15 protein-coding genes are annotated in these 19,829 nt (G+C 66.4%); 6 read left to right on the top strand and 9 right to left on the bottom strand.

All coding sequences use genetic code 11. The features are described 5' to 3' along the window. Positions 1-5: 5 nt before the first annotated feature. Positions 6-887: an OmpA family protein gene (locus tag ACZ1JV_RS22915; protein ID WP_465150648.1), complete on the bottom strand. Its 882-nt coding sequence runs from the start codon at positions 885-887 to the stop codon at positions 6-8. A gap of 446 nt (positions 888-1,333) precedes the next feature. Continuing rightward, positions 1,334-3,811, bottom strand: a complete 2,478-nt coding sequence (locus ACZ1JV_RS22920; protein WP_465150649.1) for a PhoX family protein — start codon at positions 3,809-3,811, stop codon at positions 1,334-1,336. Positions 3,812-4,268: 457 nt separating this feature from the next. Here ACZ1JV_RS22920 and ACZ1JV_RS22925 point away from each other — a divergent pair, with 457 nt between their 5' ends. From ACZ1JV_RS22925 to ACZ1JV_RS22935, 3 genes are all read left to right on the top strand, one after another. After that, the gene (locus ACZ1JV_RS22925) at positions 4,269-5,342 is read left to right on the top strand and encodes a 4-oxalomesaconate tautomerase (protein WP_465150650.1); all 1,074 of its coding nucleotides are present in this window, start codon (positions 4,269-4,271) and stop codon (positions 5,340-5,342) included. A gap of 325 nt (positions 5,343-5,667) precedes the next feature. Then, positions 5,668-6,177: a c-type cytochrome gene (locus ACZ1JV_RS22930; RefSeq protein ID WP_465135961.1), complete on the top strand. Its 510-nt coding sequence runs from the start codon at positions 5,668-5,670 to the stop codon at positions 6,175-6,177. Next, complete coding sequence (locus ACZ1JV_RS22935) at positions 6,174-6,848, top strand: cytochrome b/b6 domain-containing protein (RefSeq protein WP_465150651.1); 675 nt, start codon at positions 6,174-6,176, stop codon at positions 6,846-6,848. Before ACZ1JV_RS22930 ends, ACZ1JV_RS22935 begins: the two co-directional genes overlap by 4 nt. Before the next feature lie 258 nt (positions 6,849-7,106). On the opposite strand, the gene ACZ1JV_RS22940 is transcribed toward ACZ1JV_RS22935, so the two are convergent. Further along, a complete protein-coding gene (locus ACZ1JV_RS22940) occupies positions 7,107-7,472 on the bottom strand; it encodes a glutathione S-transferase N-terminal domain-containing protein (protein ID WP_465150652.1) in 366 nt (121 codons plus the stop codon). An 18-nt stretch (positions 7,473-7,490) separates the two neighbouring features. After that, the gene (locus ACZ1JV_RS22945) at positions 7,491-8,672 is read right to left on the bottom strand and encodes a lactonase family protein (RefSeq protein ID WP_465150653.1); all 1,182 of its coding nucleotides are present in this window, start codon (positions 8,670-8,672) and stop codon (positions 7,491-7,493) included. Between the two features lie 168 nt (positions 8,673-8,840). On the opposite strand from ACZ1JV_RS22945, the gene ACZ1JV_RS22950 reads away from it, so the two are divergent. After that, positions 8,841-9,359: a hypothetical protein gene (locus ACZ1JV_RS22950; RefSeq protein ID WP_465150654.1), complete on the top strand. Its 519-nt coding sequence runs from the start codon at positions 8,841-8,843 to the stop codon at positions 9,357-9,359. A 9-nt stretch (positions 9,360-9,368) separates the two neighbouring features. Here ACZ1JV_RS22950 and ACZ1JV_RS22955 read toward each other — a convergent pair whose 3' ends face one another. Next, the gene (locus tag ACZ1JV_RS22955; RefSeq protein ID WP_465150655.1) at positions 9,369-10,526 is read right to left on the bottom strand and encodes a hypothetical protein; all 1,158 of its coding nucleotides are present in this window, start codon (positions 10,524-10,526) and stop codon (positions 9,369-9,371) included. 249 nt (positions 10,527-10,775) lie between these two features. Here ACZ1JV_RS22955 and fumC point away from each other — a divergent pair, with 249 nt between their 5' ends. Beyond that, the gene (gene fumC, locus ACZ1JV_RS22960) at positions 10,776-12,155 is read left to right on the top strand and encodes a class II fumarate hydratase (protein ID WP_465150656.1); all 1,380 of its coding nucleotides are present in this window, start codon (positions 10,776-10,778) and stop codon (positions 12,153-12,155) included. 39 nt (positions 12,156-12,194) lie between these two features. Here the strand turns inward: fumC and ACZ1JV_RS22965 are convergent, their stop codons facing one another. Further along, positions 12,195-12,857 (bottom strand): O-methyltransferase, encoded by a 663-nt coding sequence (locus ACZ1JV_RS22965; RefSeq protein ID WP_465150657.1) that lies wholly within the window; start codon positions 12,855-12,857, stop codon positions 12,195-12,197. Positions 12,858-12,942: 85 nt separating this feature from the next. On the opposite strand from ACZ1JV_RS22965, the gene ACZ1JV_RS22970 reads away from it, so the two are divergent. Then, positions 12,943-13,635, top strand: a complete 693-nt coding sequence (locus ACZ1JV_RS22970; protein ID WP_465150658.1) for a TetR/AcrR family transcriptional regulator — start codon at positions 12,943-12,945, stop codon at positions 13,633-13,635. 133 nt (positions 13,636-13,768) lie between these two features. Here the strand turns inward: ACZ1JV_RS22970 and ACZ1JV_RS22975 are convergent, their stop codons facing one another. Genes ACZ1JV_RS22975 through ACZ1JV_RS22985 form a run of 3 tightly spaced genes read right to left on the bottom strand, consistent with a single transcriptional unit; the run spans position 13,769 to position 19,599 of the window. Continuing rightward, positions 13,769-15,193, bottom strand: a complete 1,425-nt coding sequence (locus ACZ1JV_RS22975) for an efflux transporter outer membrane subunit (RefSeq protein WP_465150659.1) — start codon at positions 15,191-15,193, stop codon at positions 13,769-13,771. After that, entirely contained in the window at positions 15,186-16,412 is a 1,227-nt protein-coding gene (locus ACZ1JV_RS22980) for an efflux RND transporter periplasmic adaptor subunit (RefSeq protein ID WP_465150660.1), read from the bottom strand. Before ACZ1JV_RS22980 ends, ACZ1JV_RS22975 begins: the two co-directional genes overlap by 8 nt. Next, positions 16,405-19,599, bottom strand: a complete 3,195-nt coding sequence (locus ACZ1JV_RS22985) for an efflux RND transporter permease subunit (RefSeq protein WP_465150661.1) — start codon at positions 19,597-19,599, stop codon at positions 16,405-16,407. The genes ACZ1JV_RS22980 and ACZ1JV_RS22985 overlap by 8 nt, the downstream gene beginning before the upstream one ends. Positions 19,600-19,829: the final 230 nt, after the last annotated feature.

Genomic DNA, 19,829 nt, shown 5'->3' on the forward strand with positions numbered 1-19,829 from the left:
GCCGATCAGAAGCCGTCCACGGCCTTGCTGACCATGATGTTCACGGCAACGCGGCGGTTCTGCGCCTTGCCTTCTTCGGTGGTGTTGTCCGCCAGCGGGTCGGCCTTGGCCATGCCGGTGGGGGTCAACATGCGATAGGGCTTCCAGTGACAAACCTGCTGGAGGTAGTTCACCACGCGGGTGGCGCGCTTTTCGCTGAGCGTCTGGTTGTAATCGTCGCTGCCGACGGAGTCGGTGTAGCCGACCACCAGCAGAAGGGCATTATCCATGCCATCGGCCGAAGTCGCCGCCGAGCAGAGGTTCTGCTTCGCTTCGGGCGAAAGATCGTACTTGCCTGTGTCAAAGTTCACGTTGGTCGTGCCCTTGATGTTGTACTTGTCGATGTCGGCCATGCGGCCGCGCAGTGCCTCGGTCGCCGCCTCGTTCGACGCGAAGCGCTGATCCGTGCCGTTGTGGATCATGGAGGCGACCTTCATGTCCTTGTTCTTCAGGTCGATCGAGCTGGCCACCAGCGCGCCGCCGCCCTGCAAGGTGTCGATCGAAACCGGCAGACCGTTGAGAAGCTGGTTTGCCGCCAGCTTGTTGCTGTTCATGCCGAGGAAGCCGCCGCTGGACTTGATCTTGGTGGCATTGGTAAGGGTGACGATGGTCTTGTTGCCGTTGGCGCTGGTAACCTGGACCCGGTCGCCGCTGCGGGCGGAGATGATGCCTTCGACCTTGGGCCCCTTGGTCATGCCGGCCGTGTCGACCGGCTGCTGGCTGGAGGCGTCTGCCGTAACGCTGCCTTCCAGGCCGTCCTGCTGCTGCGCGGAAACGCTGGCAGAAGCGGTGCCGGCCAGCGCGGCAAGCAGCAGAAGGGCTTTGGGGCTTTTCGAGATGTTTTTCATTGGCTGCTCCTTCACACAGGTGGGCCCGCGCCGATCGCGGCTTCTCGTCCGACCGGCACGCCGACGGTGGCGTGTGTGCGATCGGAACCCCCTCCAATTTCGGTGTCCGGAAGAGCGGAAAATGGTTGCTGCATCCGGATCGATTTCCTGCGTGTTCAGCTTTAGCTTGCGCGTACATGAACAGTCCCCGCAGCAGGGGTCTTTGCGCCGTCTATGCGGGCGGGCCGTGCGACGAACCGAAGCGAAGTGTGCTGCGTGAACGGCGTTCACAAGCTGTCACAGAGCCGCAATGAACCCTCAAATTACGCTCTGCAGACCCGCCGCGAGCCGTTTCGGAGCGGCGTCGAATCGACCCCGATTCCCTCCTGCGGGATCGATCCGGACGGGCAAAACGAAAGGGAGGAGACGCAAGGCCCCCTCCCCCCTTCATGCTTTGAGCCGATCGGTCAGAGGCCGATCACGCCGCCATCGTCCTTGGTGATCGCCACGATGGCCGAACGCGGACGCACGGTGGCCGCCGCGGTGCCGGTCTGGCTGTCGGGCCAGTGGCTGGACGGGGCGGTCACCGCGCCTTCCTCACCCGGGTGCTGGATGCCCACGAACAGCGTGCGGCCATCCGGCGTCATGTCGATGCCAGTGATCTCGCACTGGACCGGGCCGACCAGGAAGCGGCGCAGCGTGGCCGCCGTCGCCGCCTTGCCGGCAATGGTCGCCTGCGTGGCGGTGGCGCCGGTCGAGTCCTTGTTGGTGATCGTCTTGGCGCCGCCGTCACCCACTTTGCCCGGCAGCGCGGCCAGCAGCATGCAGTTGGTGCGGTCGGTCAGCGCGCCGTCGTCCGTCTCCACCCAGAGCACCGGATTGATCTGCCCCGCCGGGTTGGTGTCGCGCGAGAAGTAGCAACCGTCCGGGCTGGAGAAGTCGTTGTCGGCCGTCAGGCCCGAAATGTTGACGTTGGCGGGATCGGCATCTGCGGCATCGGCGCCGAACAGGTAGATGTCCCACTTGAACGTCGTGGCGGCGGTGGTGTCGCCATCTTCGCGCAGGCGGATGATGTGGCCGTTGGGATTGCCGTACTGCGCGGTGTTCGCCGTGCCCTTGGGATCGTTGTAGTGGCGCGGGTTGGCGGCATCGGTACCGTTCAGCGGGCGACCGGCGGCGTTGTTGTTGGTGAGCGTCAGGTAGATTTCGCCGTTCACCGGGTTGCCGGCGGTCCATTCCGGACGGTCCATCGGCGTTGCACCCACGGCATCGGCAGCAAGGCGGGTGTTGACGAGGATGTCGGCCTGATCGGCGAAGACATAGGCCGGCGTAGAGCCGCTGGCCGCACGGTTCGGCACCGATCCGAACACCAGCGGCAGCCATTGGCCGCTGCCATCGGCATTGAACTTGGCAACATAGAGCGTACCGGCGTCCAGATACTTGTCGCCCATGGCCAGGCGGCTGGTGCTGGCGGCGTCGGCGGCGGCGTAAGTGGTGCTCGACACGAACTTGTAGAGGTATTCGCGGCGGGAATCGTCACCCATGTAGACGCCCAGCTTCTGCCCGGCGACGGCGCGCACGAAAGCGCCTTCATGGCCCATGCGGCCCAGTGCGGTACGCTTGCGCGGGGTCGATGCCGGATCGTAGGGGTCGATCTCGACCACCCAGCCATACTGGTTGGGTTCGTTGCGATAGTCGTCCGCCGCGGTGGCGCCGGTGATCGTCGCGTTCCACTTGGTGTAGATCGAATCCGTGCTGTTCGCAGTGGACCAGGCGAAGTTGCCGGTACGGCTGGTGACGCCGTAGCGGCTGATCGCGGTCATCTCGCGCACGGTGCGCTTGGCATCGTCGGCCGCGTCCCGGCGGAAGTAGCCGGCCCAGTTTTCCTCGCACGTCAGGTTCGTCGCCCAGGGGGTAATGCCGTTGGCGCAGTTGTTGATGGTGCCGCGCCCGGTCTTGCCGGTGGGCGAATAGGCAGTGAACAGCAGGGCCGAACCGGCCGCCGGACCGTTGAACGCCATCGGCGTGTTTGGGGTGATGCGGCGGTTGTAGGCGCTGTTCCGGACATAGGCCCACTTGCGGCTGCCGGCGTCCTGATATTCCGACACCGAAACGCCGTGCGCCTCGATCTCCTTCAGCGCTTCATCCGCCGGACGCGGGCCGGTGGAGACGTTGGTGGGGCCGTTGGGATGGAGGTACTGCACGTTCAGGTTCTCATGGTTCTGCACCATCAACCCGCGCGTGGAGCTGGTATCGTCGCGCGCGCCGGCGGTGGAAAGGCCGAAGAAGTGCAGCGCGTCGCCATGGTCGCCGATGCGGTGGGCGAAGTCGGTATCGGTGCCATTGTTGGCATAGGCGGGCGTGGCGGCGGAGAGCGGGTCGCCCAGGCGGGTCATGACAGTGACCGAATAGCCCGTGGGCACCGCCACCACGTCGGCAAGGCTGTGCGGCACGGCGGTAAAGCCCAGCGTATTGGGCGATACGCGCACGGTGGTCTGGGCGGTCTGCGAATGGCCGCCGGTTTCGACCACGGCGAACGTGAACACCAGATCGGTGGCGGCGCTGACGGCCGGCGCGATGAAGCTGACGGTCGATCCCGTGCCCGTCAGCGTGACGGCGGTGCCCGAATTCTGCGCCCACGCCGTCGACGCGATACCGCTGGTGCCGCTGGCCGGTGTGCCCGTCAGCGTGACCACGCGGCCCGAGCTGGTGGCCGCATTGGCCCCGGCGGAAATCGTTAACGAACTGGCGTTGTCGTCATCGTCGCCGCAGGCCGCCAGCAGCGCGGTGCCCATGAAGGCCATGGTCGTGGCGCCGGCGCCGCGAAACAGCGCCTGACGGCGCGAATAGCGCTGGTCGGCCAGTTCTTCGAGCGAGGTGACGGAAGTGGAATTGGTATCGACGTCGCCGTCGGTATAGCCGTTGGCCGGCAGGTCATGTGTCATGGATGTGCCCCTAGTATTGCAGGTCTTTCAGTCGCGGGGCGATTGCTAGGGGGAAAACATGGCAATCTGGCGCAAGTTCGATGGCAGTTCGCGGACGGTTTCACGACAATTACGACAAGACCGGCCCTTCGCCATTTCGGCTCTACTTCGATGTTACGCAGCGGGCAGTTCAGGTGGCGAACAGGGATTTCGCAAAAGTCTTCGCGATGCCTTGTGCCTGCGCGGACAAGACTGCGCATCGATGCAGGGCAGGCGCGAACCATCGATGCTATGACGACCAAGCCGCTCATATTTCCGGGTTTTACGGTCGATTTGCGCGATTTTCCGACACGCTTCCCGCTCCCAGCCACCGCCACGATTAGCCAGAACCAATCGCCGCGCACGGCAACCGGCTTCCCCTTCGCGCGTCCCTCAGGGCATGTGCCCCTCTTCGAATCGATCTTGCCGGGAGTTCGCCATGAGTGAAGTACGCGTTATCGAGGGTGTGGCCTGCATGTGGATGCGCGGCGGCACTTCGAAAGGCGGCTACTTCCTCAAGTCCGATCTCCCCGCCGATCCGGCCGCGCGCGATGCCTTTTTGCTTTCCATCATGGGATCGCCCGATCCGCGCCAGATCGACGGCATGGGCGGCGCCGATCCGCTGACCAGCAAAGTTGCGGTCGTCAGCAAGTCTGCGCGCGAGGGGATCGATGTCGATTACCTGTTCCTGCAGGTCTTCGTCGATCAGGCGCTCGTCAGCGATCAGCAGAACTGCGGCAACATCCTTGCCGGCATCGGCCCCTTCGCCATCGAGCGCGGGCTGATCGAGCCCAAGGGCGACGAAACCAACGTTGCCATCTTCATGGAGAACACCGGCCAGGTCGCCGTCGCCACCGTGCAGACGCCGGGCGGTAAGGTGACGTACAAGGGTGACGCCAAGATCGACGGCGTGCCCGGCAGCCACGCGCCGATCCCGCTGGAATTCCGCGACACCGCCGGCTCCTCCTGCGGCGCGCTGCTTCCCACCGGCAATGCCGTGGACGAAGTGAACGGCGTGCGCGTGACGCTGATCGACAACGGCATGCCCTGCGTCGTGATGAAGGCCGAAGATGTCGGCATCACAGGCTACGAAGACCGCGAAAGCCTGGACGCCAATACCGAGCTGAAGGCGAAGATCGAGGCCATCCGCCTTGCCGTGGGCGAGCGGATGAACCTGGGCGACGTCAAGGACAAGTCGGTCCCCAAGATGATGCTGGTCGCCCCGCCCAAGCATGGCGGCGCGGTGACCGTGCGCAGTTTCATTCCCCACCGCGCCCACGCCACCATCGGCGTGCTGGGCGCAGTCTCGGTGGCGACGGCCTGCCTGATCGAAGGCTCGCCCGCCGCCGAAGTCGCCATAAGCCCCGAGGGTCGCCGCAAGACGCTATCGGTCGAACATCCGACCGGAGAAATGTCCTGTGTCCTCGAAGTGGACGAGGGCGGCGCCGTTGTGAGCGCCGCCCTCCTTCGCACGGCGCGAAAGCTGATGGACGGCGTCGTTTTCGCGGGCTGACGAACGATGCGGCGCTGAGCCGTATTCGCTGCGTCGGCGCGTCGGGAAAGCCGACCACGAAACCCGTCCCCGTCCCCATCCCTCCTTCGTCATTGCGAGCGTAGCGAAGCAATCCAGGGCAGTCCCACGCCGCTCTGGATTGCTTCGCTACGCTCGCAATGACAAGGATTCGGGCAAGGCCTGAGCGGATGGCGTGATCGCCGCCCAGCGCCTTCACTCGCCATTTTCCCAACGATTTCAGAATCTATTCGCCGCAACGCAACATTCCGCGTTATCAGGGCTTCAAGGGATTCATAAGCATCCCGCCCGACAAGGAGTTGCGACCATGGCCAAGACACTCGCCCTGACCACGACCATTGCTGCCGCCGCGCTGTTTGCCGTTGCCGGCTGCAAGGGCCCGCAGACCGCGCCCGACAGTTCCACCGACGCATCGGATGCCGCCGTGGACGTCGGCACGATCGTCAAGGAGCGCAAGGCGAACTTCAAGGACATCGGCAAGTCTAACAAGGTGGCCAAGGCCGCGCTGGAAAGCACCCCGCCGGACTTCACCACCGCCGCCTCCGCCGCCGCATCGATCAAGGACGATGCCGGCAAGATCGTCGGCTTCTTCCCCGAAGGCACCGGCCCGGACGCCAGTTCCAAGACCGAAGCCCTGCCCGCGATCTGGGAAAAGAGCGGCGAGTTCAAGGCCGCCGCCGCCAAGCTGGCCAGCGCCGCCGACGAGTTGAAGACCGCCGCCGACGCCAAGGACCTTGCCGCCACCACCAAGGCGATGGGCGACATCGGCGGCGCCTGCAAGGGCTGCCACGAGCAGTTCCGAAAGAAGGACAAGTGAGCCCATCGGCAGAGGGTGCGGATAAGGTCCGCACCCCGCTCTGGGATCTTCCCGTCCGCTTCATCCACTGGGCTTTCGTGGTGCTGATCCCGGCTCTGTGGTGGACGGCGGAAAACGGCAAGATGGCCCTGCACATGCAGATCGGCACGGTGCTGCTGCAACTGCTGGTGATCCGTATTCTCTGGGGCTTCGTCGGCGGATCGACCGCCCGCTTCGCCTCCTTCGTGCGCGGCCCCGGTGCGGTGCTGGATTACTTTCGCGGCAGGGCCGGACCAAGTGCCGGGCACAATCCGGCCGGCGGCTGGAGCGTGATCCTGCTGCTGGGCCTGATGAGCCTACAAGTAACGCTGGGTCTGTTTTCAGGAGACGAGGACGACGGCGTGACCGGGCCGCTCAACCACCTCGTCTCGTTCACCACCGCGGACCGGGCGACCGATCTGCACGGGATCGTGTTCTACCTGATCCTGGCGCTGATCGCGGCGCATATCGGCGCGGTGCTCTGGTACCGTCTGGTCAAGCGCGACAACCTGATCGCACCGATGGTCACCGGCAAGCGCGTGCTTCCTGCCGGCACGCCGGGGCTGGTCCGCGCACCGGCATGGCGGTTCATCGCCTGCGTGGTGGTGGCATGGCTGGTCGGCTGGGCGATCTGGAGCGGGGTGAAGGTTTAGGTTCGTTTAGGCCAAACCAAAGCCGCACTTTCGCCCTAACGCCCGTCGCCCCCGCGAAGGCGGGGGGCCCGCTTTTCTTGGTTCAGGTGGAGAGGCAGAGGCGCAGAGAGATCGTGTCGGACTGATATGCCCCGCGCGGGTCACCGTCGCGCTAATCGCGGCCTTGAAGGAAGAAGCGGGATCCCCGCCTTCGCGGGGATGACGAGGATTTGGGGCGATGGGTTTTCCTGCGCCTTAGGCGGACTATCGAACCGCCCCCTACTCCTTCAACTCCCGCAACTCCTTCCGCGCCGCCATGTAGTTCGGCAAGACACTGCCCGCATAAGTCCCGAAGATCGGCAGGTGCGCCCGGTCGATCGTTTCCACGTCGGCATAGTGGGCGATGATCGCATCGGAATCGTTCATGTACTTGCCCGGCGCGTACTGCACTGTCGGGAAAGTCACTTTCTCGAAATGCGGGGCGAGTTCGGCGCGGATCGCCGCCTCGTTCTCATCCCCCGCCGTGAAGATGCGCTGCTCGAACCGGTCCAGCAGATCCGCTTCCAGCAGGAATATCCGCAGTTTGAGGCAGTGCGGGCATGTCGCCTTCAGGTAGAGAACGGGGCGAAAGTCGTTGTCAGCCATGGATTTCCTCGGGGATCGTCATTCCGTGAATGAGATGGAGGTCGGCTTGGCAACGTCAAGCCCGCTGCCCGTGGCGGTCAGCCTTCCGCTGGCACGGTCCACCGCGAAGACGGCGAGATGGCCCGACGACTGCGCCCCGCCCTGATTGGCCACCACCAACCACTTGCCATCGCGCGAGAGCGACAAGCCCCAGGGCACTTGGCCGCCGCAATCGACTGCGTCCACCGGGGTCAGACCGCCGTCCTGCCGCACGGCATAGATCTGGATGCGGTTGGCCGCGCGATTGCCCGTATAGAGAAAACGTCCATCCTGCGAGACGGCGATTTCGGAACCGCTGCGCGTGCCCGCGAAGTCGGCGGGATCGAGTTGGGTGGTCGTCAGCGGGGTCAGCTTGCCCTGCCGGGCGTCCCACGCGAAGCTGACGATCGAACCGCCCATCTCGGTGATCAGGAAGGCATGGCGGCCGTCCGGCGCGAAGACGATATGGCGCGGGCCCGAAGCGGGCGGCAGCGTCACGAACGGTTCGCGCGCGGGCGCAAGCGTGCCCTTGGCGGCATCGAAGCGGTAGATGAAAACCTTGTCCGCGCCGAGATCGGGCGAGAGCACCCAGCGGCCTGAGGGATCGAGCGTCACGCCATGCGCGTGCGGGCCCTTCTGCCGCTTGTGCGGGCCGGAACCCTGATGAGTATCGACGCTGGCAGGCTGAGCCGCCGGCTTGCCGTCCCCCGCTGCCAGCAGCGCGGCGACCGGGATCGCGGAGACTTGTCCGGTGCCGTAATTGGCGACGAACAGCGTGCGTCCGTCTGCCGAGAGCGCCAAATGCGTCGGCCCGCCACCGCCCGAGTCCGCTCGGCCTTTAGGGGTCAGCGCGCCGGTCTTGGGATCGTAGGCGAAGCCGGTCACGGTGCCGTGGGTCACGCCGTCATTGCCGGTTTCGCTCACGGCGAAAAGGCGATGGCGGGCGGGATCGGCCAGAACCCAGGTGGGCCGCTCCATCTGCCCCACCACACCCAGCGAAGCGAGCGCGCCGGTCTGCGGATCGAGCCGCACGCCGACAATGCCCTGCCCCGGCCCGCTGCCCTGCGTACCGACATAGGCCAGCGTCTGGCGCGGCGCTTCGGGCGCGGACACGGTGGCGCATCCGGCCAGCGCCCAGCCCATTATGCCGCACAGGGCCGCGCCCCAGAGCTTCGCTTTCATTTCGCTTCCTTTCCCGGTCATTGCCGGCACGCTAGCGAAGGTCCGTCGGCAGGGCCACGCCGCCGCGCGCAATCTATCGGGGACGGCGCGAAATCGAGGTCCGGTGCATCGGCTGCGCCCGCGCAACATCACGATATTTCAAGACTTCGCGGGTAGGCGGGCAAGGCGATGATCGAGACGATACTGGACCGGACCGGCCTGCGGCTTTTCCCGAAGGACCGCAAGGCGGCGCTGCTGGCGACGCTGGGCTGCGTGGTCGGCGTCACCGTCTTCGTGCTGATCCTCGACGGCCTGCTGTTCCGCAGATCGCTGCCCGCCGGCTACGAGGCGCTGTTCACCACGCCCCTGCTGCCGCGCATGCTGTTTTCCGCCACCGGGTCGATGATCGAGGAGATCCAGTACCGCCTGCTGGTGATGACGGCGCTGGTCGTGCTGGCAACCGCCCTCACCCGCAAGCGTCTGCCGCCTTGGGGCGTTCTGCTCATCATTGGCGGCGTGCAGATGTTCAACGCATGGATCCCGGTTTCGCATTACCCGCTGTACGGCACCCTGCGGTACTGGCTGGTGGGCTGCGTGTGGGGCCTGCTCTACTGGCGGCATGGCTTCCTGTCGGCACTGGTGGGGCATGGGGCCGTGCATCTCCTGCTCGACCCCGCACTTCGCGAGATGCTGCTGCTTACGCAGTAGCCATGCCGCTCAAAGATCGATCGAGATCAGCAGGTTGATCGTCTGCTGGTTGTAGATCCCCTTGGCCCCATCCCGCCGCGCGTAATAGAGGTCTAGCCGGCCATGCCCGCCCAGCCGGGTGGAGCCGCCTATCTTGCTGTAGAACACCATGGGATCGTTGCCGGCATCCGTGCCCCTGGGACTGATGTCCTGCACGAACTCCCGGATCAGCCCGCCCTCCACATAAGGCGCGAAGTGCCAGTTGCGGAATTCCTGCTTCTCAAGCCGTACGCTGCCTTCGACGAAGCCGTAGTTCTCGTCTGTCGCGGGATTCGCACCGTACCCGCGTGAGGCCTGATAGACCGCCTCCACCGCCGGGCGCAGGAACCAGCCATCGGGCACGAAGCTGGCGGCGCGGTGGTCCAGCGTCTTCATCAGCTTGGCTTCGGTGAAGTAGCGGCGCCATTTCTGCCGTGTCTCGGTACTAGCTGGCATCGTGGTCACATCGCGGCCGTCCAGCACGATGGCTCGCACGGCAAGGCCCGTGGTGGGGCTGAGACGGTTGACGTAATCGAGCCGCACGCCGGTGCCCCGGCTGTCGATGTGGCCGCCGCTGTCCTTCAGGTCCACATCGGTAACCTCGGTGGCGAAGCCCACGCCGATGGCCTGATTGGGCGAGATGCGGCGCAGCACTTCGGCCAGGAAATTGTAGCCGTCGCTGTCCTGATCGGTGGGCGCGCTTTCGTTGCCACGCGCGTAGATCGCCGCGCCGCCGACCTTCAGCAGCGTGTTGCCGTCGCCCGGCAGTTCGAAGGTGACATGCGCAGGCACGACGTAGGACGTGGCATTGTCACGCACTTCGTTGAGATCGTCGCCATACTGAGCGGCCTGCGCGTCGTGGGCGGTGTATTGGCCGATGCGCTGCTGGACGGCGCCGTACGTCTCGGACGAGTTCATCTCGCCGATGATGCCCACCCCGGCGAACGTGCGCATGAAATCGGCGATGCCGTAGCCGGGGGTGCCTGCTTGAGGCGCTGCTGGCGGGGTAGCTGGCGGCGGAGAAGCGGCCTGCTCCGCGCCGTCCGTCGCTGTGTCCTGTGCCATGGCCGGAATGCTGTTCACGAATGCCATCGCGGCGACGGCTGCGGCAGCCACGCCGGGGCGGAACCCGCCCGAAATCCTTCTCACGACCCGTATGCTCCGATTGCTGGATGCTTGTTGAAAGTGGACCTGCCCGGCGGACGGCGCCTTGGCCATCGCGGCGGGAGCGGCTTCAATCATCGCGGGCGCGATTCAAATGGGCGTGACAGGCACGTGCAGGACCTTGTGCGAGAGGCGTTGCGCCTGCCCGTTCCGATACTTAGGTTACTCCCGCGCGCCCTTCCCCTCTCCCCCTCCCACACGGGCTCGGGCGCGGCGATAAAGGAGGCTGTCCTCATGGAATTCCGTCGCGAATCGGACTCGATCGGCGAAATCGACGTTCCCGCCAGCGCCTACTGGGGCGCGCAGACCGAGCGCAGCCTGCACAATTTCCCCTTCGGGCCGACCGAGCGGATGCCCATTGCCATCGTCCATGCCCTTGCCCGCGTGAAGCTGGCCGCGGCGCGGGTGAATGCGAAGCACGGGCTCGACGCAAGCCTTGCCGAAGCCATCGAGGCTGCTGCTGCCGAAGTGATTTCGGGCACGCTGGACGATCAGTTCCCGCTCGTCATCTGGCAGACCGGATCGGGCACCCAGAGCAACATGAACGTCAACGAGGTGATCGCCGGCCGCGCCAACGAGCTGCTTTCGGGCAAGCGCGGCGGCAAGAGCCCGGTCCACCCCAACGATCACGTCAATCGCGGCCAATCCTCCAACGACAGCTTTCCCACCGCGCTCCACGTGGCGGCGGCGGTCGAAGTGGAACGGGCGCTGCTGCCCGCGCTGGAGCGGCTGACCCAGTCGCTGGACGCCAAGGCCAAGGCCTGGACCGAGATCGTCAAGATCGGCCGCACCCACTTGCAGGACGCGACGCCGCTGACGCTGGGGCAGGAGTTTTCCGGCTACGTCCAGCAATTGCGCGATGCGCGGGAGCGGCTGGTCCATGCCGAACAAGGCGTGCTGCGGCTGGCGCAAGGCGGCACCGCCGTCGGCACCGGGCTCAACGCGCCGGAGGGCTTTGCGGTGGACGTGGCGGCGGACCTCGCCACGCAGACCGGACTTGCCTTCGTGCCCGCGCCCAACACGTTCGAAGCGCTGGCCAGCAACGATGCGCTGGTGCAGCTTTCGGGCACGCTTTCCACGCTGGCGGTGGCGCTGACCAAGATCGCCAACGACATCCGCCTGCTCGGTTCCGGCCCGCGCTCCGGCCTTGGCGAGCTGGACTTGCCCGCAAACGAGCCCGGCAGCTCGATCATGCCCGGCAAGGTCAACCCCACCCAGTGCGAGATGCTGACGATGGTGGCCGCGCAAGTGATCGGCAACCATCAGGCGGCGACCGTGGGCGGCCTGCAGGGCGCGTTCGAACTCAATGTGTTCAAGCCGCTGATCGGCTCTGCCGTGATCCGCTCGATCAGTCTGCTGGCGATCGGCATGGTCAGCTTTGCCGAGCGCTGCGTGGACGGGATCGAGCCCAACCGCCGCCGGATCGCCGAACTGGTGGAACGATCGCTGATGCTGGTGACCGCGCTGGCGCCCGAGATCGGCTACGACAATGCCGCCAAGATCGCCAAGCATGCCCATGCGGACGGGCTGACCCTGAAGGAGGCAGCGCTCGATCTGGGGCTGGTGGACGAGGCGACGTTCGACCGCGTGGTACGGCCCGAAAGCATGGTCTGAACCGAGGGGGCGGCCTGCAATCAGGCCGCCCCTTCCCCGTCACAGCTTCATCGAAAGCTCGACATCCTCGGCAAACGGCACCGAGAGATAGCCGCCATCCGCCGCACGCACGCGGGCGAGGTATTCGGGGCAATAGTCGGCATTGTCGGCCAGCACGAAGGCACCGGGGCGCAGGCGGCTTTCCAGCCGGTCCAGCACATCGCCATAGAGCGACTTGGCGCCGTCCAGCAGCACCAGATCGATGCTGTCCGGCAGACCGTCGGCCAGCGTTTCCAGCGCATCCCCCACGCGTATCTCGACGAGGTCGGCCAGACCGGCCTCGGCGAGGTGCGCGCGGGCCTTTTCCACTTTGGCCGGTTCGAACTCGGTGGTGATCAGCAGGCCGCCGCCATTGTCGCGCAGCGCGGCGGCAAGGTGGATGGTGGAAATGCCGAAGGACGTGCCGAACTCCACCACGGTGCGCGCATTGCCGCTGCGCGCCAGCATGTAGAGCAGGCGGCCCGCTTCGGGCGAGACGGGCAGCGGCACTTCGCGCAGCGCACCGTACATCGTGCGCCAGGCGGTCTTGTCCTGCATCAGCGCGGTGGTTTCCTGTTCCGACATGCCTTCGAAAGCGCGCAGCATCTCGGCGCGCAGGCGGTCGGACTCCGCGAACAGCCGCGTCAGCAGCGGGGCGACCGGGCTTTGGGTCAAGGTGGTCATCGTATTCTCCGTGACGCGTCGTTGCGTCGGAGAGAAAAATATGAGCAATTGATCACGTTTTCTAATCGCATTCCCGAGGGCACGAATGGCCGCCGCCGAAACCCCGCAGATTTCCACGCGAAAGCGTCCCCGCCAGAGCCGTTCGGAGGCCACCGTAAAGGTCATCCTGGAAGCCGCCGCTCAGGTTCTGGCGAGCGAGGGCGCCACTCGCTTCACTACCGCGCGCGTGGCCGGGCGGGCGGGCGTCAGCATCGGTTCGCTCTACCAGTATTTCCCGAACAAGGCGGCGATCCTGTTCCGCCTGCAGAGCGAGGAATGGACCGAGACGCGCGACATGCTGGGCGAAATCCTGTCGGACACCAGCCGGACCCCGGCCGAACGCGTGCGCCGGCTGGTCCATGCCTTCGTGCGATCCGAATGTGCGGAGGCCGACTTGCGGCAGGCACTGAGCGACGCCGCCCCGCTCTACCGCGACGCGCCAGAGGCGCAGGCGGCGCGGGCCGGCAGTCAGGGGGTGATGCGCCGGTTTTTCGCCGAAGCGCTGCCCGATGCGTCGGAGGAAGTGCGCGATCTGGCGGCGCGGCTGATCAAATCGACCATGCGCGAAGTGGCGAAGACCTTCTCCGAAACCCCGCGCAGCGAGGAGGAGATCATCGCATGGTCCGACGCGATGGCGGACATGCTCTGCGCCTATCTGGAAAGTCTCGGCGCCCGCGACGGGGGGATCCGCGAGCGCCGAAAGGGGGTGACGGCAGGGGTGGCCCCTGCCCAATCCTGACTTTTCTTTTGTCATCGCGAGCCCGCGAAGCGGGGGAAGCGATCTATTGCAGCTTTAACCGCCCTGGATTGCCACGCGACCTGCGGCCGCTCGCAATGACGAAGGGGGCGTGGAGGGCCCGGGTAATGAGACCTTAGCCGCCCGCCTGTTCGGCAGGGCCGCCAATGGCCTTCACATAATCCACCGCCGCGCGCATCCGCTCGGTCTCCACCGCGATGGCGGAGCGCTGAGCGTCGAGCGCGTCGGTCTGCGCGGTCACCACGTCGAGGTAGTCCGAAGCGCCGTCGCGATAGCGGGACATGGCGATCTCGCTGGTGCGCTGGGCGGCCTGCGCAGCGTCCTGCTGCGCTTTGCCCTGTGCTTCCAACTGGCGCATCGCCGCGATCGAGTCTTCCACTTCGCGGAAGGCACCCAGCACGGTGGTGCGATAGTCGGCAGCGGCCTCGTCATACTCGGCGCGCGAGATCTTCACTTGCGATCGGCGGGCGCCGCCGTCGAACACCGTCAGCAGGGCCGAGAGCGGGCCCAGCGCCCACATCGAGTTCGGCGCACTGAGCAGGTTGCCGCCGGTGGTCTGCCACCCGCCCGATCCGCCAAGGCCGATAGTCGGGAACCATGCCGCGCGGGCCACGCCGATGCGGGCATTGGCGGCAAAGACGCGGCGTTCGGCGGCGGCAATGTCCGGCCGGCGCTGGAGCAGCGTGGACGGGGTATCGACCGCCAGCACCGGCACGTCGAACGGCGCGACTTGCGGGGCGATGTGGAAGTCCGAAGCGATGGCGCCGGTCAGCGCCGCCAGCTCGTGTTCGGTCTGCGCGCGGTCGTTGGCGATGGAGGCCACTTGCGCGCGGGCGTTGGACAGCACCGTGCGCGCACGGTTGACGTCGATGCCGGAGGACACGCCGCCTTCATGACGCGTCTCGGTCAGCTGGTAGGCGCGCTGGAAGGCGTCCACCGAACGGTCCAGCAGTTCGGCCTGCGCATCCAGCCCGCGCAACCGCAAGTAGGCATCCGCCACCGAGGCCTGCAGGCTGAGCCGGGCCGAGGCGAGATCGCCGGCCGAGGCATCCGCATCGGCCTTGCCCGCCTTCACGCTGTTGCGCACGCGGCCCCAGAGGTCCAGCTCGTAGGAGACGCTGCCGCCGACGATGTAGTTGTTGTACGTCGCCGACGATCCCGAGGAGAGCGGACGGCCCGCCGAAACGCGGTTGCGCGAGGCATCGGCGGAAACGCCGATCTGCGGATAGAGGCCCGCCTGATCGAGCCCGACGGCAGCGCGCGCCTGATCGTAACGGGCCAGCGCGGCAGCCAGCGTCGGGCTGGCATCGGCGGCCTTGGCCTCCAGATCGTTCAGCACGGGATCGCCGAACACCGTCCACCAGTCCCCACGGATATCGCCATCCTGCGGCGCGGCGGGGGCCCAGCCCTGCATCTCTGCGAACTGCTGCGGCGCGGCGGGCAGGCTGGACTGCGGCGGCGTATACGTGGGCGCCATCGAGCAGCCCGCCAACGCCGTCCCCGCCAGGAGGGACAGCGCGAGGAGCGCCCGCTTAGCCATGCGTCGCGGCTCCCTTCGCGGGCGCAGCAGCATCGGGCGCCTGCACCTGCACGCGGTCGCCCGTGCGCATCGAGTCCGGCGGCGAGTCCACCACGCGGTCGCCCAGATTGACGCCGACCGAGACGATCACCGACTTGCCCTGATCGCGGGCGATGGTGATCGGGCGGACGGTAACCTTGTTGTCCGCGCCCAGCACGGCCACACTCGGGCCCTTGTCGGTATAGAGAATGGCGCTGCCCGGCAGCGTCACGCCCTTCAGCGTGGCGTCCACGTCGAAGTGGGCCTGCACGAAGGCGCCCGGCTTCAGCGCGCCATCGTTGTTGTCCGCCTGCACTTCGACCAGCACCGCGCCCGACTGCGCATCGACCGCGCCGGCGCTGCGGCTGACGGTGCCCGGGAAGGTGCGGCCCGGATATTCGGGCAGGCTGAGGTCCACATTGACGCCGGCGTTGACCAGCGATGAGTAGATCTGCGGCACGCGGACATAGACGCGCATGCGGTGCACGTCGGAAACCGTGAACAGCGGCTGCGCGGCGGCATTGCCGGCCACCACCAGTGCGCCGATCTGGGCCGAGCGGCTGGTGACGACGCCCGCGAACGGGGCGGAAAGCTGGGTGAAGCCGTGCTGGGCCTGAAGCTCCCGCACTTGCGCCAGCGCGGCATTGGCCAGCGCGGTCTTGGCGGCAAGGTCGCCCGCCTTCTCATCCACTTCCTGCTGCGAGACGGCGTCCTTCGCCAGCATCGCGCTCCAGCGCTTGGCGGTCGTCGCGGCAAGGCGCTGGTTGGCCAGCGCGGTCTGGTAGTCCGCCTTGGCCTGCGCCAGCTGCTGGTCGATTTCCGGCGCGTCCAGAATGGCCAGCGGCTGGCCGGCCTTCACGTGATCGCCGATGTCGGCCAGCCACTTGCTGACATAGCCGTTGGTGCGCGCGTTGATCGCGGCGCTGTTCCACGCCTGCGCGGTGCCGGGCAGGGTCAGACCGCCCTCACCCGCCGCCGTCTTCGGCGCGATCACCGCGACGGTGGGCAGCGCGGAGTCTTCGGCCACGGTCTTCAGGTCGCGCGTCGCCTGGATGCGGGTGGCGGTGCCGATGCCGACCACGGCCAGCGCGACGATGGCCGCGCCGATGCCCACGCGCTTCAGGGTGCGGGAGCTGGGACCGGTGGGAGTGTCGTTGTCCATGGGGGCCTCGGGAATCTGGTGCATCTGGGGATCAAGCATGGGCTGCCTCCATCGTCGTGGGGGCTTCATGGTGCTTGCGACGGCTATGGAAGAAAGCGAAGACGGTGGGGACGAAGAACAGCGTGGCGATGGTGGCGCAGATCAGGCCGCCGATCACGGCGCGGCCCAGCGGAGCGTTCTGCTCGCCGCCTTCGCCAAGGCCCAGCGCCATCGGCGCCATGCCGATGATCATCGCCAGCGCGGTCATCAGCACCGGGCGGAAGCGGACCAGGCCGGCTTCCATCGCCGCCTTCACCGGATCGCCCAGCTCGGCCAGCTTTTCGCGGGCGAAGCTGACGACCAGGATCGAGTTGGCGGTGGCCACGCCCATGCACATGATCGCGCCGGTAAGGGCCGGGACCGAAAGCGTGGTCCCCGTGGCGAACAGCATCCAGACGATGCCGGCCAACGCGGCGGGCAGCGCGGTGATGATGATGAACGGATCGAGCCAGGACTGGAAGTTCACCACGATCAGCAGATAGATCAGCACGACGGCGCCCAGCAGGCCCCAGCCAAGGCCGGAGAATGCGGTGTTCATCGTCTGGTACTGGCCGCGGATGGTGACGGTGGCGCCCTTGGGCACTTCGGCCTTCAGCGAGTTGATCGCGTGCTGCACTTCACCGGCCACGGCGCCAAGGTCACGGCCCTGCGTGGTGGCATAGATGTCGAGAACCGGGGCGATGTTGTAGTGCGAAACGATCGGCGCGGTGCTGGACCGGGTGAGCGTGGCCAGCGCGCCCAGCGGCTGCGGACGGGTGGCGGCGGCGCCGGAAACCGGCAGGTTGGCCAGCTTGCTCATCGAATCGAGCGCATAGTCGGGCGCCTGGGCGACAACCGCGTACTGCACGCCGTTGTCAGGGTTCACGAAGAACACCGGCGCGGTCTGCGAAGTGCCTGCCAGCGAGTTGCCGAGGCTGGTGGTCACGTCCTTTTCGGTAAGGCCGTACTGGCCCACGCGCGAACGGTCCACGTCCACGTCGATCTGCGGCGAGTTCTGCGGCTGCTGGATGCGCAAGTCGGCAAGGCCGGGGATGCGGGCCAGCTTGACCATCAGCTTGTGCGCATATTCACGCGCGGCAACCGGGTCCTTGCCGGAAATCTGCACGTCGATCGGCGACGGCGAACCGAAGTTCAGGATCTGGCTGGTGATGTCCGCCGGCAGGAACGCGAACTGCGTACCCGGGAAGCGGCGCGGCAGTTCGCGGCGCAGCTGGTTGACGTAGCCCTCGGTCGGCTTGTGGCCTTCCTCCAGCGTGATCAGCATGTCGCCGTCCTGCGGGCCGATCGTGCCCGAGTTGTTGTAGACGGTGTTGATCGAGCTGACCGGCAGGCCGATGTTGTCGGTAACCGACTTCAGCTCGGCAGTCGGGATGATCTTGCGGACTTCCGCGGTGATCTCTTCGAAGTTGCGCGCGGATTCGTCGATACGGGTGCCGACGGGAACGCGCACGTGCATGGCGATCTGGCCGGAGTCCACCGCCGGGAAGAAGTTGCTGCCCAGCAGCGGCAGCAGCCCGAACGAGAGCACGACCACGGCGAGGAACCCGATCATGAACGGCTTGCGGGAGCGCAGCGCGCGGGCCAGCATGCCGAGGTAGCCGTCGCGGATCTTTTCGAACTTCGCTTCGAAGCCGCGCTGGAACCGCACGAAGACATTGCGCGATTCCGGGCTGCCGGCGTTGTGCGAATTCTCGCCATGCGGGGTGTGCGGCTTCAGCAGGTACATCGCCATGGTCGGCACCAAGGTGCGCGACAGGATGAACGAGGCGATCATCGCGAAGACCACCGAAAGCGCCATCGGCACGAACAGGTAACCGGCAACGCCCGGCAGGAAGAACATCGGCACGAAGACGATGCAGATGCAGAGCAGCGAGACGAAGGCCGGGGTGACGATCTGGGCGGCGCCGTCCAGGATGGACTCCATCACGCCCTTGCCCTGTTCCAGGTGCCAGTTGATGTTCTCGATCGTCACCGTCGCGTCGTCGACCAGGATGCCGACCGCGAGCGCGAGGCCGCCCAACGTCATCACGTTCATCGTCTGCCCGAACATGGCCAGCGCGGCCACGGCGGCCAGCACGGCGAGCGGGATGGAGACGGCGATGATGACGGTGGAGCGCCAGGAGCCGAGGAACAGCAGGATCATCAGAGAGGTGAGCGCGGCGGCCATCGCACCTTCGTGGACCACGCCCGAAACGGCGGCCTTCACGAACAGCGACTGGTCGCCGACCGGCAGCACCTTCAGCGTATCCGGCAGGGTGGAGGTGATCTTGGGCAGCGCGTTCTTCACGCCGTCCACCACCGAAAGCGTGGAAGTGGCGCCGTTCTTCAGCACCGTCAGCAGCACCGAGCGGCTGCCCTGCACGTGCACGACATTCTGCTGCTGGGCGCTGCCGTCGCGTACGAAGGCGACGTCGCGCATGTAGATCGTCGCGCCGTTGACCACCTTCACCGGCAGATCGTTCAGCGCCTCGATCGAACCAGGCGTGTTGTTCAGGCGCACGGTGTACTGCGCCGGGCCGATCTTCACGAAGCCGGCCGGGTTGATCTGGTTCTGCGCGGCGATGGCGGTGCCGACGTCCTGCGCCGAAAGACCGCGCGCCTGCAGTGCGTTGGGGTCAAGGTCGACCTGCACCTGGCGCTGCTTGCCGCCCGAGGGATAGGGCATGGCAAGGCCGGGGATGGTGACGAGGCCGGTGCGGATCTGGTTCTGGCCGATATCGAACAGCTGCTGTTCGGACAGGCCCTTGCCGGACAAGGCCAGCTGCAGGATCGGCACGGTCGATGCGGAATAGTTCAGGATCAGCGGCGGGTTCACGCCCGGCGGCATCTGGCGCAGCACCGTCTGCGAGACGGAGGTGACCTGCGCCGTGGCGGTGCGGATGTCGACGCCGGGCTGGAAGTAGATCTTGACGATGCCGGTGCCCTGCAGCGACTGGCTTTCGATATGTTCGATATCGTTGACCGTCGTGGTCAGGATGCGCTCGTAAGGCGTCACCATGCGGTCGGACATGTCCTGCGGAGACAGGCCCGAGTACGTCCAGGCAACCGCGATGACGGGGATCTTGATGTCCGGAAAAATGTCGACCGGGGTGCGGAAGGCGGCGATCAGGCCCCCCAGCGCGATCAGAATGGCCATGACGATAAACGTCAGAGGGCGATGCAACGCGGTCTTGACGATTCCCAGCATCGAATACTCCAGTCGCCGGACGGTCCGCGCAGACATGCACGGCTCACCGGCCAGAACGCCTCACCCCGAGTGATGGTTTTTATGAAGGGCCGGACGCCGGAAAGGCCACGCCATCGGCGCGGCCGGAAACCCGCTTCGACCCATCCCGTTTTTTCGAGAATCAGGCGACTATCAGCTTGGGACGCGGGGAAATAGATACTTAGTTTTGATTGCTGTCATGAAGCCCGTTC

The organism is Novosphingobium sp. BL-S-19, from assembly GCF_055521675.1.

Bases quoted from the DNA above. Each gene is read 5' to 3' on its own strand.
- ACZ1JV_RS22915 (WP_465150648.1), bottom strand. From the start codon at position 887: ATGAAAAACATCTCGAAAAGCCCCAAAGCCCTTCTGCTGCTTGCCGCG.
- ACZ1JV_RS22920 (WP_465150649.1), bottom strand. From the start codon at position 3,811: ATGACACATGACCTGCCGGCCAACGGCTATACCGACGGCGACGTCGAT.
- ACZ1JV_RS22925 (WP_465150650.1), top strand. From the start codon at position 4,269: ATGAGTGAAGTACGCGTTATCGAGGGTGTGGCCTGCATGTGGATGCGC.
- ACZ1JV_RS22930 (WP_465135961.1), top strand. From the start codon at position 5,668: ATGGCCAAGACACTCGCCCTGACCACGACCATTGCTGCCGCCGCGCTG.
- ACZ1JV_RS22940 (WP_465150652.1), bottom strand. From the start codon at position 7,472: ATGGCTGACAACGACTTTCGCCCCGTTCTCTACCTGAAGGCGACATGC.
- ACZ1JV_RS22945 (WP_465150653.1), bottom strand. From the start codon at position 8,672: ATGAAAGCGAAGCTCTGGGGCGCGGCCCTGTGCGGCATAATGGGCTGG.
- ACZ1JV_RS22950 (WP_465150654.1), top strand. From the start codon at position 8,841: ATGATCGAGACGATACTGGACCGGACCGGCCTGCGGCTTTTCCCGAAG.
- fumC (WP_465150656.1), top strand. From the start codon at position 10,776: ATGGAATTCCGTCGCGAATCGGACTCGATCGGCGAAATCGACGTTCCC.
- ACZ1JV_RS22965 (WP_465150657.1), bottom strand. From the start codon at position 12,857: ATGACCACCTTGACCCAAAGCCCGGTCGCCCCGCTGCTGACGCGGCTG.
- ACZ1JV_RS22970 (WP_465150658.1), top strand. From the start codon at position 12,943: ATGGCCGCCGCCGAAACCCCGCAGATTTCCACGCGAAAGCGTCCCCGC.
- ACZ1JV_RS22975 (WP_465150659.1), bottom strand. From the start codon at position 15,193: ATGGCTAAGCGGGCGCTCCTCGCGCTGTCCCTCCTGGCGGGGACGGCG.
- ACZ1JV_RS22980 (WP_465150660.1), bottom strand. From the start codon at position 16,412: ATGCTTGATCCCCAGATGCACCAGATTCCCGAGGCCCCCATGGACAAC.
- ACZ1JV_RS22985 (WP_465150661.1), bottom strand. From the start codon at position 19,599: ATGCTGGGAATCGTCAAGACCGCGTTGCATCGCCCTCTGACGTTTATC.